The organism is Lacticaseibacillus mingshuiensis (genome assembly GCF_016861785.1).
GTDB lineage: Bacteria > Bacillota > Bacilli > Lactobacillales > Lactobacillaceae > Lacticaseibacillus > Lacticaseibacillus mingshuiensis.
On sequence record NZ_BOLS01000001.1, the window covers coordinates 1 to 14,619 of the forward strand.

Sequence of the window (14,619 nt, forward strand, 5' to 3'; positions counted from 1 at the left end):
ACAGGATATCTGTTCTTGATGTTTTTTATTGTCCAAAAAATTTTGAGACAGTGGCTAACTTGATTCTAAAATGCGCGGTTTTCTTTGCTATACTTGTTCAGTTAGAAAGGACGATGGCGATGGCGACTTTTGATTGGCAATTGCAGGCACGACCCGCAGACGCAGTGAACCAGCTGGCGGCAGACTTAGCGGTCCCGCCTTTTTTAGCGCGACTGTTGCTTGAACGCGGCATCACGACGAAGGAGGCGCTGGATAATTTTTGCAATCCGGACGTGGGCCGGCTGAACGATCCGCTGCTACTGCATGACATGGATAAGGCCGTCGCCCGCATCACCCAGGCGATCGAGCGCGGTGAGAAGATCACGATCTACGGCGATTATGACGTGGATGGGTTGACCGCGTCGAGCATCATGCTTGAGACCCTGCAAAGCATCGGCGCCGAGCCAGAGGTCTTCATTCCGGACCGATTCACGGATGGCTACGGCCCAAATCAGGACGTCTACGATTATTTGCAAAAAACAGGGACGCAACTGGTCATCACGGTGGATAACGGCGTCGGTGGCGCAGCTGTGATCGACAAGGCAATGGCCAGTGGCATGGACGTGGTCGTCACGGATCACCACGAACTGCCGGCTGTTTTGCCCAAGGCGGTCGCGGTGGTGCATCCTCGCCATCCAGACGGTCATTATCCGTTTAGCGATCTTTCAGGGGCCGGCGTCGCGTTCAAAGTTGCGACCGCGCTGCTGGGAGAGCCGCCGCTGGAAAGCATCGACCTCGCCGCCCTTGGAACCATTGCCGACCTGGTGGGCATGACGGATGAAAATCGGGTGATCGTGCAGCTTGGCTTGCGCATGATCCGCAGCCAGCCGCGCATCGGCTTAGCGGCGCTGCTTCAGGCGTCCGGCATCGATGCCAAGACCGTGGATGAGACCTCGGTCAGTTTTGGCATCGCCCCGCGCCTCAATGCGCTGGGCCGGTTGGGCGAGGCCAAGCCTGGGGTGACGCTGCTCACGACGTTTGACGAAGATGAAGCCGCGGCCCTGGCCCACACGGTCAACGAATTGAACACCCAGCGGCAGGCGCTGGTCAAACAGATCGCCGATGAAGCCTTGGCAATGGCGACCACGCCCGCCAATCAGCAGGCAAAAACGTTGGTGTTGGCCAAGACCGGCTGGCATGAAGGGGTGCTCGGCATCGTCGCCAGCCATGTTGTGGAAGAAACCGGCAAGCCGACTTTGGTCTTGAACATTCAAGAAGATGGGAAAACTGCGAAGGGCTCCGGCCGCTCGATCGAAGCCTATCATCTCTTCAATGCGCTGAATGCGGCCAAGGATCAGATGACGCATTTTGGCGGCCATCACATGGCGGTCGGATTGACGGTGCCTGTGGCCAATCTGCCTGCGCTGCATGACGCGATGGAGCAGGCCGCCGCCACGACCCTCACCGATGTGCCGCGCCCGACCCTGACGCTCGCCGCACAGGTCGATGCGCGTGACCTCACGCTTGCCAATTATCAATTGATCCGGCAGCTCGCCCCCTTTGGCCCGGGGAATGAGGAGCCAGTGTTCAGTTTTTTGCCTCATCAACTCGGCGACATTCGCCAATTGGGCAAAACAGGGGCGCATCTGAAGTTTCAGGCAGATGGGCTTAACGTGATCGCATTTGGCCGCGGCCAAGACGCCAGTGCCCTGAGTCATGCGGACCAGGCAAAATTGGCGGTCTGTCTTGGCCAAAACACGTGGCAGGGCAATACCACTTTGCAGCTTCAGCTCAAAGACTGGCAGCTATCGGCGCCAAGCGTGATCGACATGCGCTTGCCCAAGCCAAGTGGGGAGCAGTTCCGCCGGGCGTATACTTATGTCTTTTTTGACGCCAAGCATAAACAGACATTAACGACTCAATATTTCTTCGGCGGGCCGGTCGTGATGGCCCAAGATGTGACTGCACCGCTGGCCAATGCGGTGCTGGTGGATCTGCCGGCTTCGGACCAGCAGCTGGCGACCCTGGCCGCCAACTTGACCGCCCCAGTGCGGGTGATCTTCACCGCGCCGGCCGCCGAACTCGTGGCCCTGCCAACGCGGCAAGAGTGCGGGCGGGTGCTGAAGTTTTTGCAAGGCCAGCCGGGATTTGATAAGCACCATCTGCCGGCGCTGGCACGCGAGGTCCATTTGACTGTGCAGCAGGTGATCTTTGCCGTTCAGGTGTTTTTTGAGCTTGGATTTGTTACAATTGAGGGTGCGCTGATCACGGTGGTGGCAGCGCCCGCCCGCCGCGCGTTGAATACTGCGACTGTGTATCAAGCGCGCGAGGCCTTTTTGGCGTTAGCGCAGCACCTGCAGACAGATGATCGCGCGAGCCTGGCGAAACGGCTTCTGCTTGAATAACGAATGTGAGGAAGATTTATATGAGCATCAATTTTAAGGATTATGTAGCCAGTGTTGATAATTTTCCAGAGCCAGGTATCGTGTTCCGCGATATCTCGCCGCTGATGGCTGATGGCAAGGCTTATGCCGCCGCGACCGATGAGATCGCCGCATATGCCAAGGACAAAGGCGTCGAAATGATCGTCGGCCCTGAAGCGCGTGGGTTCATCGTTGGCTGCCCCGTGGCGTATAAGCTCGGCGTTGGGTTCGCCCCGGCACGGAAAAAAGGCAAGCTGCCGCGCCCGACTGTCAGCGCCTCTTACGACCTCGAATATGGCCAGGCGACCTTGTATCTGCATGAAGATGCCATCAAACCAGGCCAGCGCGTGTTGGTGTGCGATGACCTTCTGGCAACAGGCGGCACGATCGCAGCGACCATTGAGCTCGTGGAAAAACTTGGTGGCATTGTCGTCGGCACCGCATTTTTGATCGAACTGTCGGATCTGCACGGCCGCGACCGGATCAAAGATCATGATATGTTTACGCTGATGAGTTATACTGGCGCATAACCAGAGGGAGGTCTGCAAATGGCCAAACACAAAAAAGAAGACAAGACACTTGTCGAAAAGATGCTCGATAAGGCGAAAATCGCCTATGTCCCATATGAATTTCCCACTCATGAAGCGGGAGATGTCGCCCAGCTGTCGGTCGACCATATCGGCGTTGATGAGCACCGCATTTACAAGACGCTTGTGCTGACTGGCAACAAGACCGGTCCCGTGGTCGGGGTCGTGCCACTTGATCGCCACATTGCCTATAAAAAATTGGCGGCTGTTTCCGGCAACAAAAAAGTCGGCATGGTGCCGCTCAAGGACCTGGTGAAGACCACGGGCTACGAGCATGGCGCCAACACGCCGATCGGGATCCATGCACGGCATAACTATCCGATCTATTTGGGCATTGAGGCCCAAGATGAAGCGGAGATCATCGTCTCGGCTGGCAAGATCGGCCGCTCTGTCGGGTTAGCCCCGGCGGATCTACTGAAGGTCTGCGACGCCCAGTTCGCTGATTTCACGGCGCTTGAAGAGGAGGATGCCTGATGTTTTCACGAGATGAAGCACGGTTTGCCACCTATGGCGTGATCGCCAATCTGCCAGGAGAGATCATCGACAGCGTGTGGATGATCATTGATCAAAATCTGCAAGGGGTCCTACCACTGGGCAATTTGCTCCGGTTTGACCTACTGAATTCAGACGGCCAGCTGACCATCGGCTTTTCTGAAGAGGGCCAAGACACGCAAATGGCCTTTGACCTGGACTTCACCTATGACGACAGCTTCCCGGACACGGTGATGGCCTACGATGATGGTGAAAATCAGACGATTTTGTTGCCCGAAGAGACCAATCGTTAATGAGGTAACTCAAATAGCCGCAACGCATTTTTAACAGTGCGTTGCGGCTATTTGTTTGTTGGCATTTGGTACGGGACAGCGGCGGGGGACTCCCATGCCGCGGGCTAACGGCAGACGCATCAGTGGCGCATGCAGCTGAGACTGGTCGGCGCATTTGCGTGCAGGCTCGCGTTCGTTTTCCCTGGTGACGGACCAAAATGGACCATAGTAAGTGTTAAAGCACTGCCTGCGGTTCGATGCGAGCAAATGCCTCGTTGATCTCGGCGCGAGCTTGCTGCTGCTCTTCGACCCCTTGTTCAAAGCGGGGATGTTCGACGCCGTTGTCGTGAATCGCAGACAGTGTCATCAAGATCCCCGCGCGGATATCTTCCAATCCGCTGATCAAGGCCTGGTTGAATGCGGCATATCCGCGCGGCGCCTGGAGTTTTTCGCACTGGGCGACAAAACGATTGAAGCGTAGCACGTTCTTGCTGTAGTAATCCCGCAGCCGGGCCAGGCTTTCACTTGCGTAGCAGTTCCCCTTTTCGATGTTACGGCAGGTGTGAACGTATTCCTTGAAGACTGTCTCATAGACCAAAAGCCGTTCGAGTTGCTGATTAACAGATGCGACATATTCATCGGTGCTCATAGGAAAGCCTCCTTGCTCAACTATTAACTTACTCACCTAGACTAACACTCGAAAAACTAATTATCAATATAATTTATACACAATAGTTAAAAATCGTTGGTTATTTATTTTTCCCATTTATGACACCTGTCATGTGGCGTGATCACGCGAATGAGGTATCATGAAAAAGACAAACAGACGCCGATTTTTCGCGCCAAAAATTAGAGGAGGCCCATGAATGACCGAAACTGAATATGACCGGATGACCGCGGGTAAACTATATTATTCGCCAGACAAAGACCTGGTGGCGCGGCGTGCGGCGACTCGCAAACTTGTGACTGCTTATAATCAGACAGACGATGCGGCGGGGCAAAAAGCGCTGTTGGATCAGCTGATCGATTGCCCGAGCCATGATGCTTATATTGAACCGACGATTCGGGTGGACTACGCCAAGAATATTCATATTGGCAAACAATTTTATGCCAATTACGACTGCATCTTTTTGGACGTGGCGCCGATCACGATCGGGGACAACGTGATGTTCGCGCCGCGGGTCGGCGTGTATACCGCCGGCCACCCGATCAGTTATGACGTGCGCGAACGCGACCTTGAATATGGCCATCCGATCACGATCGGAAGCCATGTCTGGGTCGGCGGGGATGTGACGATCTGCCCCGGGGTAACGATCGGCAGCGATGTGGTGATCGGCGCGGAAAGTGTCGTCACCCATGACATTCCGGACCATGTGATCGCGGTGGGCAACCCGGCACGTGTGTTGCGCAAGATCGACGACACAACGCGTGCGACTTGGGCGGCGGAGGAAGCCGCTTATCACCGGGAAACCGGGCGGTAGTCTTAGCAGTGAACGCAAAAACGCGGAATGCCTGTCGTGGGCGTTCCGCGTTTTCGATTGTACCTAGGAAAAGGATATAAATGCTAGAGGATGAAACCGGTGGGCTGACTTCTCAAATGTCTATTGCTCACGATGGCCCCAAAGGTGGTTACTCGTAGCCCGAACTAAAAGCTCTCGCAATTCATGCATCTGCCATCAACCGCATGGCAAGAGCGACTTGCTCGTCATTTAGCAGCTGGTCAATATTTTTTTCAAATTGTGCAATATTCGTTTGGTCAAACATTGGCTCATGCTTTGAATTTTCTTCCAGTCTCGCCAGCAGATCGGCACTTATTTTTGATTCAATGTTTGGCATGATTTGGCCTCCTCATGATTTTTCTATTGAGTACGTTCGCTCGGTCTTTTGGTCTCAATCCTAAGCGTCATTAAAATAAGTTGAGAGCGATGCCCTTTTTGTGCCCTTTTTGTGCACTCCAGTATCGAATTCACTCTAAAACAGTCGAAAACAAAAACCCGGAAACGCTGATTTAACGGCATTTCCGGGTCCAACTAAACTCTGAAAAAGGCACTGAAAGGAGAGTACAGGATTTGAACCTGCGCGCCGGTGTTACCGGTTCGACGGATTTCGAGTCCGTTGCATTACCACTCTGCCAACTCTCCAGAACGTTTACCAGTATAGCAAATCATTATTATTTTGCAAAGGGGGCTGAAGAGATTTGTTTTCGCCGCGTAACTCTGTATACTTATGTTATTCATTAAAGACATAGGAAGTGCGAACGTGAAACTCTCGCTGGTAAAACTCCCCGCGCTTTATGGCTTCATGTATGCGGTATTCATCACAGGCGTCATGGTGGCGGCGGCGCTGTCGCTTGTCGTCCAACATCAATTTTCCCTGCCAGCATGCGGCGACCTGTTGTTCACCTGGACCTTGCAGTGGTGGTGGCTCAACTTGGTCGGCGCGGCGCTGCACGTGCTCAGTTACGCGAAATCGCTGACGTCGAAACTGGGCATGGTCGCCAACACGCTGGGCGTCTGCGTCTACATCGCGTATGCGTTGATTCCCAACTACAGCCCAGTGATCCTGGTCGTGCACCTGCTGGCACTGGCGCTATTGATGCGCAGCACGCGGCGCCGGCTGGTGAGCGTGGAAGGGTGAAAAATAAAATGTGGTTCAATAAAAATAAAAGCAATGACGTCGATCCGACCTCGTATGATTTTGCCAAAATGGTCAAGGTGGCGCGCGAAAGTGACCCAAGTCTATTCCACCGCTTCCAGACCGCGTTCAAGCAGTCTGCGGCAAGACACGACCCGCGCGATGCGGCGCAACCGAAAGACAAGGAGAAACAATAATGAAAAAAATTGCTGGGCTGATCGCGGTGATTCTCATCGCTGCCCTCGGATTTGTCGGGTACCGCTACTGGGACACCACGTATCACAGCCATGACGCATACGCCGTGGTGACGGAAGGCGTCAAGGAAAAATCGAAGACGGCCAAGGGCACCGATTATAAGGTCAATGGGAAGCAATATTATATGATCAAATATACCTTCGACTTTTACGACGCCTCGGGCAACAAGACCACGCTCACATACGATGGCCCGGAAAGCGCCGACCCAACGCCACTGACGCCGGGCACCTATGTCCGCGCGAAGATCTCGCAAAAACGGGTGACGAATGGCCCATGGACGATCAGCGAAGGCGATGTCCCAGCCAAAGCCCTCAGCGCGATCAAAAATCAGTGAGCGATCAACAAAATAATTGATGAGACACGAAAGGCCAGTGCGCATGCGGAAATAACATGCGTGTGCACTGGCCTTTTTCTGTGGGGTGATTCGGACCGCAGCCCATTACCCTAACTGCTTCGCCAACAGTCGCATCGGCCGGTCAAAAATGTCTTTGCCGACGCCGATCTGCTTGAAGCCGCGATGCTCGTACAGCCCCGTGTGTTGGGTGACGATGTACAGCGTCGTCGCGCCACCGGCTTGGGCGCGCTGTTCCGCCAGGCCGACGAGGGTCATACTCAGTCCCTGGCCGCGATAAGCAGGGTCCACATAAACAGAGGACACAAACGGTGAGTAGCCGGTGTCCAGCACGATGTCTTGGTCAACCAAGGCGCAAAAACCGATCAAGGCGTCATTCTGTAGCAATAGAATGACGCATTCCGTTTTTTTCAGGCCGGCGCCAGCGAGCAGCTTCGCCAAATGGGGGCCGGCTTGCCAGTGGACCTTATTCAAAAGAGTTGTCGCCCAAGTCACCAGGGCGGGCTTTTGCCGCAGCAGTTTTGCGGTCAGAACCACGGTCTCCATGCGGCCCGCCAGCTTACGGTTCTTCCGGCGTCTTGAGCAGCCCGTCATCCGCCATCTTGGCCAGCACGCGATACACGAGTTCTTCGGCGTAGTTGCGGTTTTCCGCCATCAAGTAGGCGTATTGCTCCGCCGCGGACGGATTCGGGGTGCCTTTTTCCCAGGTCTTGACCCGGTCTTGAACCTTATCGTCGGTGTACAGCTCCGAGGTGAGTTGATCCGCCGCATCTGAGATCAGATGACGCAGTGCATTATTTTCAGCCATGATGTTCCTCCTTGCCCGCAGGCGTCTTTTTACCTATTATAGTGATCTTTTGGGCAAAGGACTAGTTTCAACCCCTGGGAAAAATTCGCCGGCGCCGGCCGCCATCGCGAAATCCGCTTTTCCTGGCCCGGCGCATAGCCTATGATAGAAATTGTGAAAATGACGGTCGAAGATCAATTGCAGAATCAACCGACGATCACGTCGGCGAGGGACCTGCTGGGTTGTGTGCTGACAGTGGGCGCTTGCTCAGGGCTGATCGTTGAAACAGAGGCTTACCTTGGCGAAGGCGATCGCGCGGCGCACGCATTTGGAGGACGGCGCACCCCGCGGAATTCAGCGCTGTATGACGCGGCAGGCACGGTGTATGTCTATCAGATGCGGCAGTATTGCCTCCTAAAGCTGGTGACCCAGGCAAAGGCGGTGCCGCAATGCGTCCTGATTCGCGCGCTCGAGCCGCTGACCGGCCTGGCTCTCATGGCCCAGCGGCGCGGGGTGAGCGGGCCGGCGCTGACCAATGGGCCGGGAAAATTGTGCCAGGCGCTGGCCCTCACGCGCGCAGACAATGCCACGTTGCTCAATCGCAACCGGCTGTGTTTGAGCCTGATGCCGGCGCGCCTGCCGCAAACGATCGGCGTGGCCCCGCGCATCGGGGTGCCGAACAAAGGCGAGGCGACGACCGCGCCACTGCGTTTTTTTGTGCAAGGCAATCAATATGTATCGGATATGAAACGAGCGTTGGTCGACCAACGAGGAGGATGGCAATGAGCGAAACAGAAAACATGCTGGATTATATCGGCGATAAAATGGATGCCCTGGACTTTGACGGGGACCTTGATCTGAACTGGGACAAAGAGGCTCACGTGATCGAAGTGGAGCTGACGATGTACGTGGAGGCCAAGGAAGGCTACGAAGTGGAGGACCAAGACGGCCAAACACTTGAAGACGGCGATGAAGTGGATTATGCCGACGCGATTCTGTTTTACGACGCGACGCGCATGAACGGTCAGGACTATGCCGACAATTACCTGGCTGTCGTGCCGTTTGAAGGTAAAAAAGGCATCAGCCAGGCCGCGGTTGTGGCGCTGTTTGATCAGCTCCAGACGCTGCTTGATGATGGCGAAAGCGACCTGCTGGACTTTGTCGATGGCACCAGCGACGCCGAAACATTTTCCCTGCAGTTCGACAATGCGGCCTACCAGGCGGCGGTCGAAGCGCAGCCGGAAGCGGCGAAGCAGACGTTTTACCCGTACCCAAAGTATTAGGAGGCGCGCATGGCTTGGTTGATGGTTCATGTCACAACGAGCACTGAGGCGGTCGACGCGGTCGCCAACATGCTACTTGAGCGCGGCGCAGAAGGCGTGCAGATCGAAGACAGCGCCGATTTTCGCCAGCCGCTCGTCACAGGCGCCGGCGAGCCGATCGACCCTGCGCTCATTCCGCATCTGACAGAGGGGGCGCGGGTCACCGGCTATTTCAACGACCAGGTCGATGCTCCGGCGCTTCAAACTGCGGTGCTGGCGCAAGTCGCGCTATTGCCGAGCTTCGGGTTAGCCAAGGGTGCCGGCACGGTGACGACTGCGCTGCTGGCCGATGCCACTTGGGCTAACACGTGGAAGCAATATTACCGCCCGCTGCGGCTGACCCGTTTTTTGACCGTCGTCCCCGAGTGGCTGGACTATCAGCCGACATGCCCAGATGAAAAATTGATCCGGCTCGACCCCGACCAGGCATTTGGCACCGGCAGTCATCCCACCACCGCTTTGATCTTGGGTCTTTTGGAACAGAGCCTGCGTGGTGGGGAGGAGGTGCTGGATGTCGGTACGGGCTCCGGTATTTTGGCCATTGCCGCGCGGATGCTGGGGGCCAAGCACGTCTTGGCCACGGACATCGATGACAAGGCCGTCGCGAATGCGGAGGCGAACATCGCGCGCAATGCGCTGACGGGCATCGATGTGGTCGTTGCGGACGGACTGACAGCCACCATGCCGCAAGCGGATCTGGTGCTCGCCAATATTTTGGCGGAGGTGTTGGTGCCGCTGATTCCGCAGGTGCCGGCTGTGCTCAAACCGGACGGCAAACTTCTGCTGTCGGGTATTTTCCACGACAAGGTGGCAGTGATCACACAGACCCTGCACGAGTCAGGGATGCAGGTCGCGGTCTTGCAGCAGGCCGGTGATTGGACCGCGCTTGTCGCCCAACGTATTCCCAAGGAGGCCTGACATGCGGCGATTTTTTGTGACGCAGGCGCTGCCTGTTGACGCGACGCTAACGCTGCCAAGTGACGTGGCCGATCATGCCATCAAGGTGCTGCGGATGCAGGTCGGTGACGCGCTTGAACTCGCAGATGGCCAAGGTGCCGTGGTTCGGGCGACGATCGTCGATGTGACGCCGCTGACGGTGCACATTGACGAATCGGTCCCCGGACAAGTAGAATTGCCTTTAAGTGTTCACTTGTTCTGTGGCCTGCCCAAAGGCGACAAGGCCGAGTGGATCGTGCAAAAAGCCACCGAGCTCGGGGCCAGCACCGTCACTTTTTTCCCGAGCACCCGGGCAACGGCAAAATGGCCGGCTGCAAAGGTCGACCGGAAGCTGGCCCGCCTTGTCGCGATCGCGCAAGGCGCCGCGGAACAGAGCCACCGGGCCGTGGTGCCGGCGGTGGGCTATGTTGCAGGACTGGCTTCGGTGGCGGCGGCCACCGAAGAAGCCAAGCTGGTGGCTTATGAAGAAAGTGCCAAGTTGGGGGAACGTGCGGTGCTGGCGACCACGCTGGCCGCGCACCCCAAGTCGCTGGCGGTCGTTTTTGGGCCAGAAGGTGGGCTGACGCCGGCAGAAGTGGCCACCCTTGGCGAAGCTGGTTTTCTCGCTGCGGGGCTTGGGCCGCGCATTTTACGCACCGAAACGGCGCCGCTTTATCTGCTGAGCGCCGTTTCGGCATTGACTGAATTACAGGGAGCGTCTGATGAGTAAATTCGTGAATTGGTGCAAGTCGCCCAGCGGCCTGCTTGTTTTATTAAGTGTCCTGACCACCGTGATCTTGCCATGGCCGTTTCGCTGGCTCCATATCAGCGTGCCCGAGCGCGTCTTTGTGCTGTTTATTTTGATCGACATGAGCCTGGCTTTGTGGATCGGCCGCACGATCAAGAAACACAGCCTGAAGCTCTGGTGGGTGCTGCTCATGCCAGTTTTGTTTGCCGGCATGGTCTTTTGGCGCTTTGCCCAGTACGATTATTGGTTTGCCGGCATCTACCTGGTCCTCAGCCTGCTTGCTTGGCTGAAGGACTAGCTTTTTTGGCAGATTTCAGTATAATTTAGCTATCTGAAACCGACGGGAAGGGGCACGCAGACGAACGCGTGCTTTTCTTGTATCAGGGGGGTCAATCATGGCGGAAGAACAAGAATTGAGCCAAGCCCAAGTCATGACCATGTGCGAAGCGTACATGAATGAACAGGATCTGGCTTTTGTGAAAAAGGCGTACGACTTTGCCGCTTATGTGCACAAAGATCAAAAACGTCAGTCCGGCGAGCCATATATCATTCATCCGGTGCAAGTCGCCGGTATTCTAGCCAATTTGAAAATGGATCCGGTCACCGTGGCGTCCGGGTATCTTCATGATGTCGTCGAGGACACCAACATTACCCTTGGCGACATCCAGGAAGTTTTCGGCAAAGAGACCGCGGTGATCGTCGACGGCCTGACCAAGCTCAGCAAGGTCACCTATGTCGCGCACAAAGACGAGCTCGCGGAGAATCACCGGAAAATGTTGTTGGCGATGGCCAAAGACATGCGCGTGATTCTGGTCAAATTGGCCGACCGCCTGCACAACATGCGCACCTTGATGCACCTGCGCCCCGACAAACAGCGCCGCATCGCCAACGAGACGCTGGAGATCTACGCCCCACTAGCCGATCGCTTGGGGATCAGTGCCATCAAATGGGAGCTTGAGGACCTTTCGTTGCGCTACCTCAACCCCCAGCAGTATTACCGCATCGCCCAGTTGATGAAGTCAAAACGCGGCGAGCGGGAAGCCTACATTGCCTCGGCCATCGTCGACATCAAACAGGCTCTGGCCGAGCTCAACATCAAATACGAGATCTACGGCCGGCCAAAGCACATTTACTCCATTTATAAAAAAATGCGCGACAAGCACAAACAGTTTGATGAACTGTATGATCTGTTGGCGGTGCGCGTGATCACCGAGACCATCAAGGATTGCTATGCGGTGCTGGGCGCGATTCACACCAAGTGGAAGCCGATGCCGGGCCGCTTCAAGGACTACATCGCGATGCCAAAGGCCAACATGTACCAGTCGCTGCACACGACGGTCATCGGGCCAAAAGGCAAACCGCTTGAAGTTCAGATTCGCACCGAAGAAATGCACCACGTCGCCGAATTTGGTGTCGCGGCGCACTGGGCGTATAAGGAAGGCCAAACGACCGAGGTCCAATACGACAACGCCGGCAACAAGATCGACCTGTTCCGTGAGATCTTGGAGATCCAAGACGAAAGCACAGACGCCCATGATTTTATGGACAGCGTCAAAGGCGACATTTTCTCCGATCGCGTGTATGTTTTCACGCCGCGCGGGGATGTCTACGAGCTGCCAAAGGGGTCAGGACCACTGGATTTTGCCTACATGGTCCACACCGAAGTCGGCAACCATTCCGTTGGCGCCAAGGTCAACGGCAAGATCGTCCCGCTGAATTATCAAATGAAAAACGGCGACATTGTCGAGATGTTGACCAATTCCTCCAGCCGCCCAAGCCGCGACTGGGTCAACCTGGCTTACACCTCTCGCGCCCGCAACAAGATCCGCCGCTACTTCAAGCTGGAGGATAAGGACGAAAACGCCGATAAGGGCCGCGACGCCCTGGAATCCCAGCTGCAAGACATGGGCTACCTGCCGAAGGACTTTTTAAATGGCAAGCCGGCGATGGTCGAGCTGCTCAAGAAGCTCAATTTCAACACTGAACAGGAGCTGATGAGCGCGATCGGTTACGGCGAATACACCGCGAAGATCGTGGCCAATCGCCTGACCGAAAAGGCGCGGAAGGAAAAAGAGGCCGCCGACCAAAAGGAACGCGAGCAGGCGATGCTCGACCAAAACAAAAAGGTCACGACCCTGCAGCGGGAAGGTAAAAAACCAACCAGTCGCACCGACGATGGCGTGGTCATCGAAGGCGTCGACAACCTGCTGGTCCATCTGGCAAAATGCTGCAGCCCTGTGCCCGGCGATCCGATCGTCGGCTACGTCACCAAGGGCCGCGGGGTCACCATTCACCGCGCCGATTGCCCAAACGTCCAATCCTCACCAGAAATGGCCGGCCGCCTGATCGACGTCCAGTGGCAGAACATGAACGACCAAACCCAGCTGTTTGACACCGACCTTGAAGTCTACGGCTACAACCGCGGCGGCTTGCTCAACGACGTGCTCCAGGTCCTCAACCTGCACAGCAAAAACCTCTCCAACGTCAGCGGCCGCGTCGACCACGACAAAATGGCCGACGTTCACGTCACAGTCGGCATCCGCAATCTCGCCGACCTCGACCACCTCATGGACGCCATCAAAAACGTGCCAGATGTGTATGAAGTGAAAAGGTCGAAAGGATAGGAAAGGCTGCTCGGCGGAGCTCAACTAAGAAAGGATGCGTAGCGGGCCGTTCAGGTCTGAGCAGATAGTTCATTCTAGATTCTCAGCCCGCAAGTCCAGATTTCTCAGCCAGAAAGGATTCCACATGCGCGCCATTGTTCAACGAGTTTCATCCGCCAGCGTCACGATCGAGCAGAAAGTCGTGGGTCAGATCGACCGCGGCTTTTTGGTGTTGCTGGGCGTCGGTCCGCACGATACGGCAGAGGATGCCCAATTCCTCGCCGAGAAGATCAGCAAGCTCCGTGTTTTCAGCGACGACGCCGGGAAAATGAATCTCGCGCTGGCCGCCGTGAACGGGGCGGTGCTGTCCGTGTCGCAATTCACCCTGTACGCCGAAACGACGCACGGCAACCGGCCGAGTTTCACCCAAGCGGCACCGCCTGAATTGGGGGAGGCGCTGTACAAGACCTTCAACGCTGACCTCATTGCGCTGGGCGTGCCTGTTGAGACCGGCGAGTTTGGCGGGGACATGCAGGTGGCACTGGTCAACGACGGCCCGGTCACGATCTGTTACGACACGGAGGCGAAATGATGCTGGTCAATGCGATCTGGGATCTGGATGGCACGCTTTACGACACTTATCCCGTGATGATGGCGGCGCTGCATGACGTCCTTCAAGAAGCCGGGCTCACGATTGATTCGGCCGCACTGTTGCGCGAGGCCAAGGAGACCTCTGTTTTCGCCATCGCCGGCCGCGTGGCACCAGCGCTCGGCACTACCCGCAACCAGCTGCTTGCGACCTATCATGCCAGGGAAAAACAGCGCCTGCTGGAGGCCAAGCCGTACCCCGAAACAGCCGCTGTGTTGCGGGCCATCATCAAAGCTGGCGGCAACAATCTCCTCATGACGCACCGCGATGATAGCGCATGGGCGTTGCTGGCAAAAGACGACCTGCGCGACCTGTTTCTCGGTGGCGTCACCGCGCGCCTTCAGCTGCCCCGCAAGCCAGATCCGGCCGCAATCAATTACCTGCTCGCACGGCACCAGCTCAATCCGGACGTTACCGCAATGATCGGGGATCGGCGGCTGGATGTCTTGGCCGGGCAGCGGGCAGGGGTCCAGACGATCTATTTCAACGTCGATGGGCTCAACGATGCCCCGATGGCGACGCATCAAGTCGAGCATCTGCATGAGATCCCGGCGTTTTTCAAGTGAAATAAGCGATTCAA

Annotated in this window: 20 protein-coding genes and 1 tRNA gene; 16 read left to right on the top strand and 5 right to left on the bottom strand. The window is 56.3% G+C overall.

The window, feature by feature from the left end:
• Nucleotides 1–119: 119 nt before the first annotated feature.
• Genes recJ through JUE67_RS00020 form a run of 4 tightly spaced genes read left to right on the top strand, consistent with a single transcriptional unit; the run spans nt 120 to nt 3,774 of the window.
• A complete protein-coding gene (gene recJ / locus JUE67_RS00005; protein ID WP_203625496.1) occupies nt 120–2,384 on the top strand; it encodes a single-stranded-DNA-specific exonuclease RecJ in 2,265 nt (754 codons plus the stop codon).
• Nucleotides 2,385–2,404: 20 nt separating this feature from the next.
• On the top strand, nt 2,405–2,932 hold the full coding sequence (locus tag JUE67_RS00010; RefSeq protein ID WP_125696382.1) for an adenine phosphoribosyltransferase: 528 nt from the start codon (nt 2,405–2,407) through the stop codon (nt 2,930–2,932).
• 18 nt (nt 2,933–2,950) lie between these two features.
• Nucleotides 2,951–3,463 (top strand): Cys-tRNA(Pro) deacylase, encoded by a 513-nt coding sequence (gene ybaK / locus JUE67_RS00015; RefSeq protein WP_203625504.1) that lies wholly within the window; start codon nt 2,951–2,953, stop codon nt 3,461–3,463.
• A complete protein-coding gene (locus JUE67_RS00020) occupies nt 3,463–3,774 on the top strand; it encodes a DUF960 domain-containing protein (protein ID WP_125696380.1) in 312 nt (103 codons plus the stop codon). Before ybaK ends, JUE67_RS00020 begins: the two co-directional genes overlap by 1 nt.
• Before the next feature lie 214 nt (nt 3,775–3,988).
• On the opposite strand, the gene JUE67_RS00025 is transcribed toward JUE67_RS00020, so the two are convergent.
• Nucleotides 3,989–4,402 carry a hypothetical protein gene (locus JUE67_RS00025; protein ID WP_125696379.1) on the bottom strand — a complete coding sequence of 138 codons (414 nt, stop codon included), beginning with the start codon at nt 4,400–4,402 and terminating at the stop codon, nt 3,989–3,991.
• Between the two features lie 217 nt (nt 4,403–4,619).
• Here JUE67_RS00025 and JUE67_RS00030 point away from each other — a divergent pair, with 217 nt between their 5' ends.
• The gene (locus JUE67_RS00030; RefSeq protein ID WP_203625506.1) at nt 4,620–5,234 is read left to right on the top strand and encodes a sugar O-acetyltransferase; all 615 of its coding nucleotides are present in this window, start codon (nt 4,620–4,622) and stop codon (nt 5,232–5,234) included.
• Between the two features lie 181 nt (nt 5,235–5,415).
• Here JUE67_RS00030 and JUE67_RS00035 read toward each other — a convergent pair whose 3' ends face one another.
• Nucleotides 5,416–5,589 carry a hypothetical protein gene (locus JUE67_RS00035; protein ID WP_203625508.1) on the bottom strand — a complete coding sequence of 58 codons (174 nt, stop codon included), beginning with the start codon at nt 5,587–5,589 and terminating at the stop codon, nt 5,416–5,418.
• Nucleotides 5,590–5,807: 218 nt separating this feature from the next.
• Nucleotides 5,808–5,894: transfer RNA gene (locus JUE67_RS00040), tRNA-Ser, on the bottom strand.
• A gap of 118 nt (nt 5,895–6,012) precedes the next feature.
• On the opposite strand from JUE67_RS00040, the gene JUE67_RS00045 reads away from it, so the two are divergent.
• From JUE67_RS00045 to JUE67_RS00055, 3 genes are read left to right on the top strand one after another with little or no spacing between them, the layout of a single operon-like run.
• On the top strand, nt 6,013–6,390 hold the full coding sequence (locus tag JUE67_RS00045; RefSeq protein WP_203625510.1) for a hypothetical protein: 378 nt from the start codon (nt 6,013–6,015) through the stop codon (nt 6,388–6,390).
• 8 nt (nt 6,391–6,398) lie between these two features.
• Nucleotides 6,399–6,584 carry a hypothetical protein gene (locus JUE67_RS00050; RefSeq protein WP_203625512.1) on the top strand — a complete coding sequence of 62 codons (186 nt, stop codon included), beginning with the start codon at nt 6,399–6,401 and terminating at the stop codon, nt 6,582–6,584.
• Entirely contained in the window at nt 6,584–6,976 is a 393-nt protein-coding gene (locus JUE67_RS00055) for a DUF1093 domain-containing protein (RefSeq protein WP_203625514.1), read from the top strand. Before JUE67_RS00050 ends, JUE67_RS00055 begins: the two co-directional genes overlap by 1 nt.
• A 105-nt stretch (nt 6,977–7,081) precedes the next feature.
• On the opposite strand, the gene JUE67_RS00060 is transcribed toward JUE67_RS00055, so the two are convergent.
• The gene (locus JUE67_RS00060) at nt 7,082–7,540 is read right to left on the bottom strand and encodes a GNAT family N-acetyltransferase (RefSeq protein ID WP_203625516.1); all 459 of its coding nucleotides are present in this window, start codon (nt 7,538–7,540) and stop codon (nt 7,082–7,084) included.
• Between the two features lie 13 nt (nt 7,541–7,553).
• Nucleotides 7,554–7,802, bottom strand: a complete 249-nt coding sequence (locus tag JUE67_RS00065; RefSeq protein ID WP_203625518.1) for a hypothetical protein — start codon at nt 7,800–7,802, stop codon at nt 7,554–7,556.
• A gap of 141 nt (nt 7,803–7,943) precedes the next feature.
• On the opposite strand from JUE67_RS00065, the gene JUE67_RS00070 reads away from it, so the two are divergent.
• The 8 genes from JUE67_RS00070 to JUE67_RS00105 all read left to right on the top strand — a co-directional run bounded on the left by JUE67_RS00070 (nt 7,944) and on the right by JUE67_RS00105 (nt 14,605).
• Nucleotides 7,944–8,567 (top strand): DNA-3-methyladenine glycosylase, encoded by a 624-nt coding sequence (locus tag JUE67_RS00070; protein ID WP_236002608.1) that lies wholly within the window; start codon nt 7,944–7,946, stop codon nt 8,565–8,567.
• Nucleotides 8,558–9,064 carry a DUF3013 family protein gene (locus JUE67_RS00075; protein ID WP_373300866.1) on the top strand — a complete coding sequence of 169 codons (507 nt, stop codon included), beginning with the start codon at nt 8,558–8,560 and terminating at the stop codon, nt 9,062–9,064. Before JUE67_RS00070 ends, JUE67_RS00075 begins: the two co-directional genes overlap by 10 nt.
• 9 nt (nt 9,065–9,073) lie before the next feature.
• Nucleotides 9,074–10,021 carry a 50S ribosomal protein L11 methyltransferase gene (gene prmA / locus JUE67_RS00080; RefSeq protein WP_203625524.1) on the top strand — a complete coding sequence of 316 codons (948 nt, stop codon included), beginning with the start codon at nt 9,074–9,076 and terminating at the stop codon, nt 10,019–10,021.
• A gap of 1 nt (nt 10,022) precedes the next feature.
• On the top strand, nt 10,023–10,769 hold the full coding sequence (locus JUE67_RS00085) for a 16S rRNA (uracil(1498)-N(3))-methyltransferase (RefSeq protein ID WP_203625526.1): 747 nt from the start codon (nt 10,023–10,025) through the stop codon (nt 10,767–10,769).
• Nucleotides 10,762–11,085 carry a hypothetical protein gene (locus JUE67_RS00090; RefSeq protein WP_203625528.1) on the top strand — a complete coding sequence of 108 codons (324 nt, stop codon included), beginning with the start codon at nt 10,762–10,764 and terminating at the stop codon, nt 11,083–11,085. The genes JUE67_RS00085 and JUE67_RS00090 overlap by 8 nt, the downstream gene beginning before the upstream one ends.
• 97 nt (nt 11,086–11,182) lie before the next feature.
• Nucleotides 11,183–13,411, top strand: coding sequence for a RelA/SpoT family protein (locus tag JUE67_RS00095; protein WP_203625530.1), 2,229 nt, complete (start codon nt 11,183–11,185; stop codon nt 13,409–13,411).
• Nucleotides 13,412–13,535: 124 nt separating this feature from the next.
• A complete protein-coding gene (dtd, locus tag JUE67_RS00100) occupies nt 13,536–13,982 on the top strand; it encodes a D-aminoacyl-tRNA deacylase (protein ID WP_203625531.1) in 447 nt (148 codons plus the stop codon).
• Nucleotides 13,982–14,605 (top strand): HAD hydrolase-like protein, encoded by a 624-nt coding sequence (locus JUE67_RS00105; protein ID WP_203625533.1) that lies wholly within the window; start codon nt 13,982–13,984, stop codon nt 14,603–14,605. The genes dtd and JUE67_RS00105 overlap by 1 nt, the downstream gene beginning before the upstream one ends.
• Nucleotides 14,606–14,619: the final 14 nt, after the last annotated feature.

Bases quoted from the DNA above. Each gene is read 5' to 3' on its own strand.
- JUE67_RS00105 (WP_203625533.1), top strand. From the start codon at position 13,982: ATGCTGGTCAATGCGATCTGGGATCTGGATGGCACGCTTTACGACACT.
- JUE67_RS00020 (WP_125696380.1), top strand. From the start codon at position 3,463: ATGTTTTCACGAGATGAAGCACGGTTTGCCACCTATGGCGTGATCGCC.
- recJ (WP_203625496.1), top strand. From the start codon at position 120: ATGGCGACTTTTGATTGGCAATTGCAGGCACGACCCGCAGACGCAGTG.
- JUE67_RS00060 (WP_203625516.1), bottom strand. From the start codon at position 7,540: ATGGAGACCGTGGTTCTGACCGCAAAACTGCTGCGGCAAAAGCCCGCC.
- JUE67_RS00030 (WP_203625506.1), top strand. From the start codon at position 4,620: ATGACCGAAACTGAATATGACCGGATGACCGCGGGTAAACTATATTAT.
- JUE67_RS00095 (WP_203625530.1), top strand. From the start codon at position 11,183: ATGGCGGAAGAACAAGAATTGAGCCAAGCCCAAGTCATGACCATGTGC.
- JUE67_RS00065 (WP_203625518.1), bottom strand. From the start codon at position 7,802: ATGGCTGAAAATAATGCACTGCGTCATCTGATCTCAGATGCGGCGGAT.
- JUE67_RS00025 (WP_125696379.1), bottom strand. From the start codon at position 4,402: ATGAGCACCGATGAATATGTCGCATCTGTTAATCAGCAACTCGAACGG.
- JUE67_RS00010 (WP_125696382.1), top strand. From the start codon at position 2,405: ATGAGCATCAATTTTAAGGATTATGTAGCCAGTGTTGATAATTTTCCA.
- JUE67_RS00055 (WP_203625514.1), top strand. From the start codon at position 6,584: ATGAAAAAAATTGCTGGGCTGATCGCGGTGATTCTCATCGCTGCCCTC.
- JUE67_RS00035 (WP_203625508.1), bottom strand. From the start codon at position 5,589: ATGCCAAACATTGAATCAAAAATAAGTGCCGATCTGCTGGCGAGACTG.
- JUE67_RS00085 (WP_203625526.1), top strand. From the start codon at position 10,023: ATGCGGCGATTTTTTGTGACGCAGGCGCTGCCTGTTGACGCGACGCTA.
- JUE67_RS00090 (WP_203625528.1), top strand. From the start codon at position 10,762: ATGAGTAAATTCGTGAATTGGTGCAAGTCGCCCAGCGGCCTGCTTGTT.
- JUE67_RS00075 (WP_373300866.1), top strand. From the start codon at position 8,558: ATGGCAATGAGCGAAACAGAAAACATGCTGGATTATATCGGCGATAAA.
- JUE67_RS00050 (WP_203625512.1), top strand. From the start codon at position 6,399: ATGTGGTTCAATAAAAATAAAAGCAATGACGTCGATCCGACCTCGTAT.
- dtd (WP_203625531.1), top strand. From the start codon at position 13,536: ATGCGCGCCATTGTTCAACGAGTTTCATCCGCCAGCGTCACGATCGAG.
- JUE67_RS00070 (WP_236002608.1), top strand. From the start codon at position 7,944: ATGATAGAAATTGTGAAAATGACGGTCGAAGATCAATTGCAGAATCAA.
- ybaK (WP_203625504.1), top strand. From the start codon at position 2,951: ATGGCCAAACACAAAAAAGAAGACAAGACACTTGTCGAAAAGATGCTC.
- prmA (WP_203625524.1), top strand. From the start codon at position 9,074: ATGGCTTGGTTGATGGTTCATGTCACAACGAGCACTGAGGCGGTCGAC.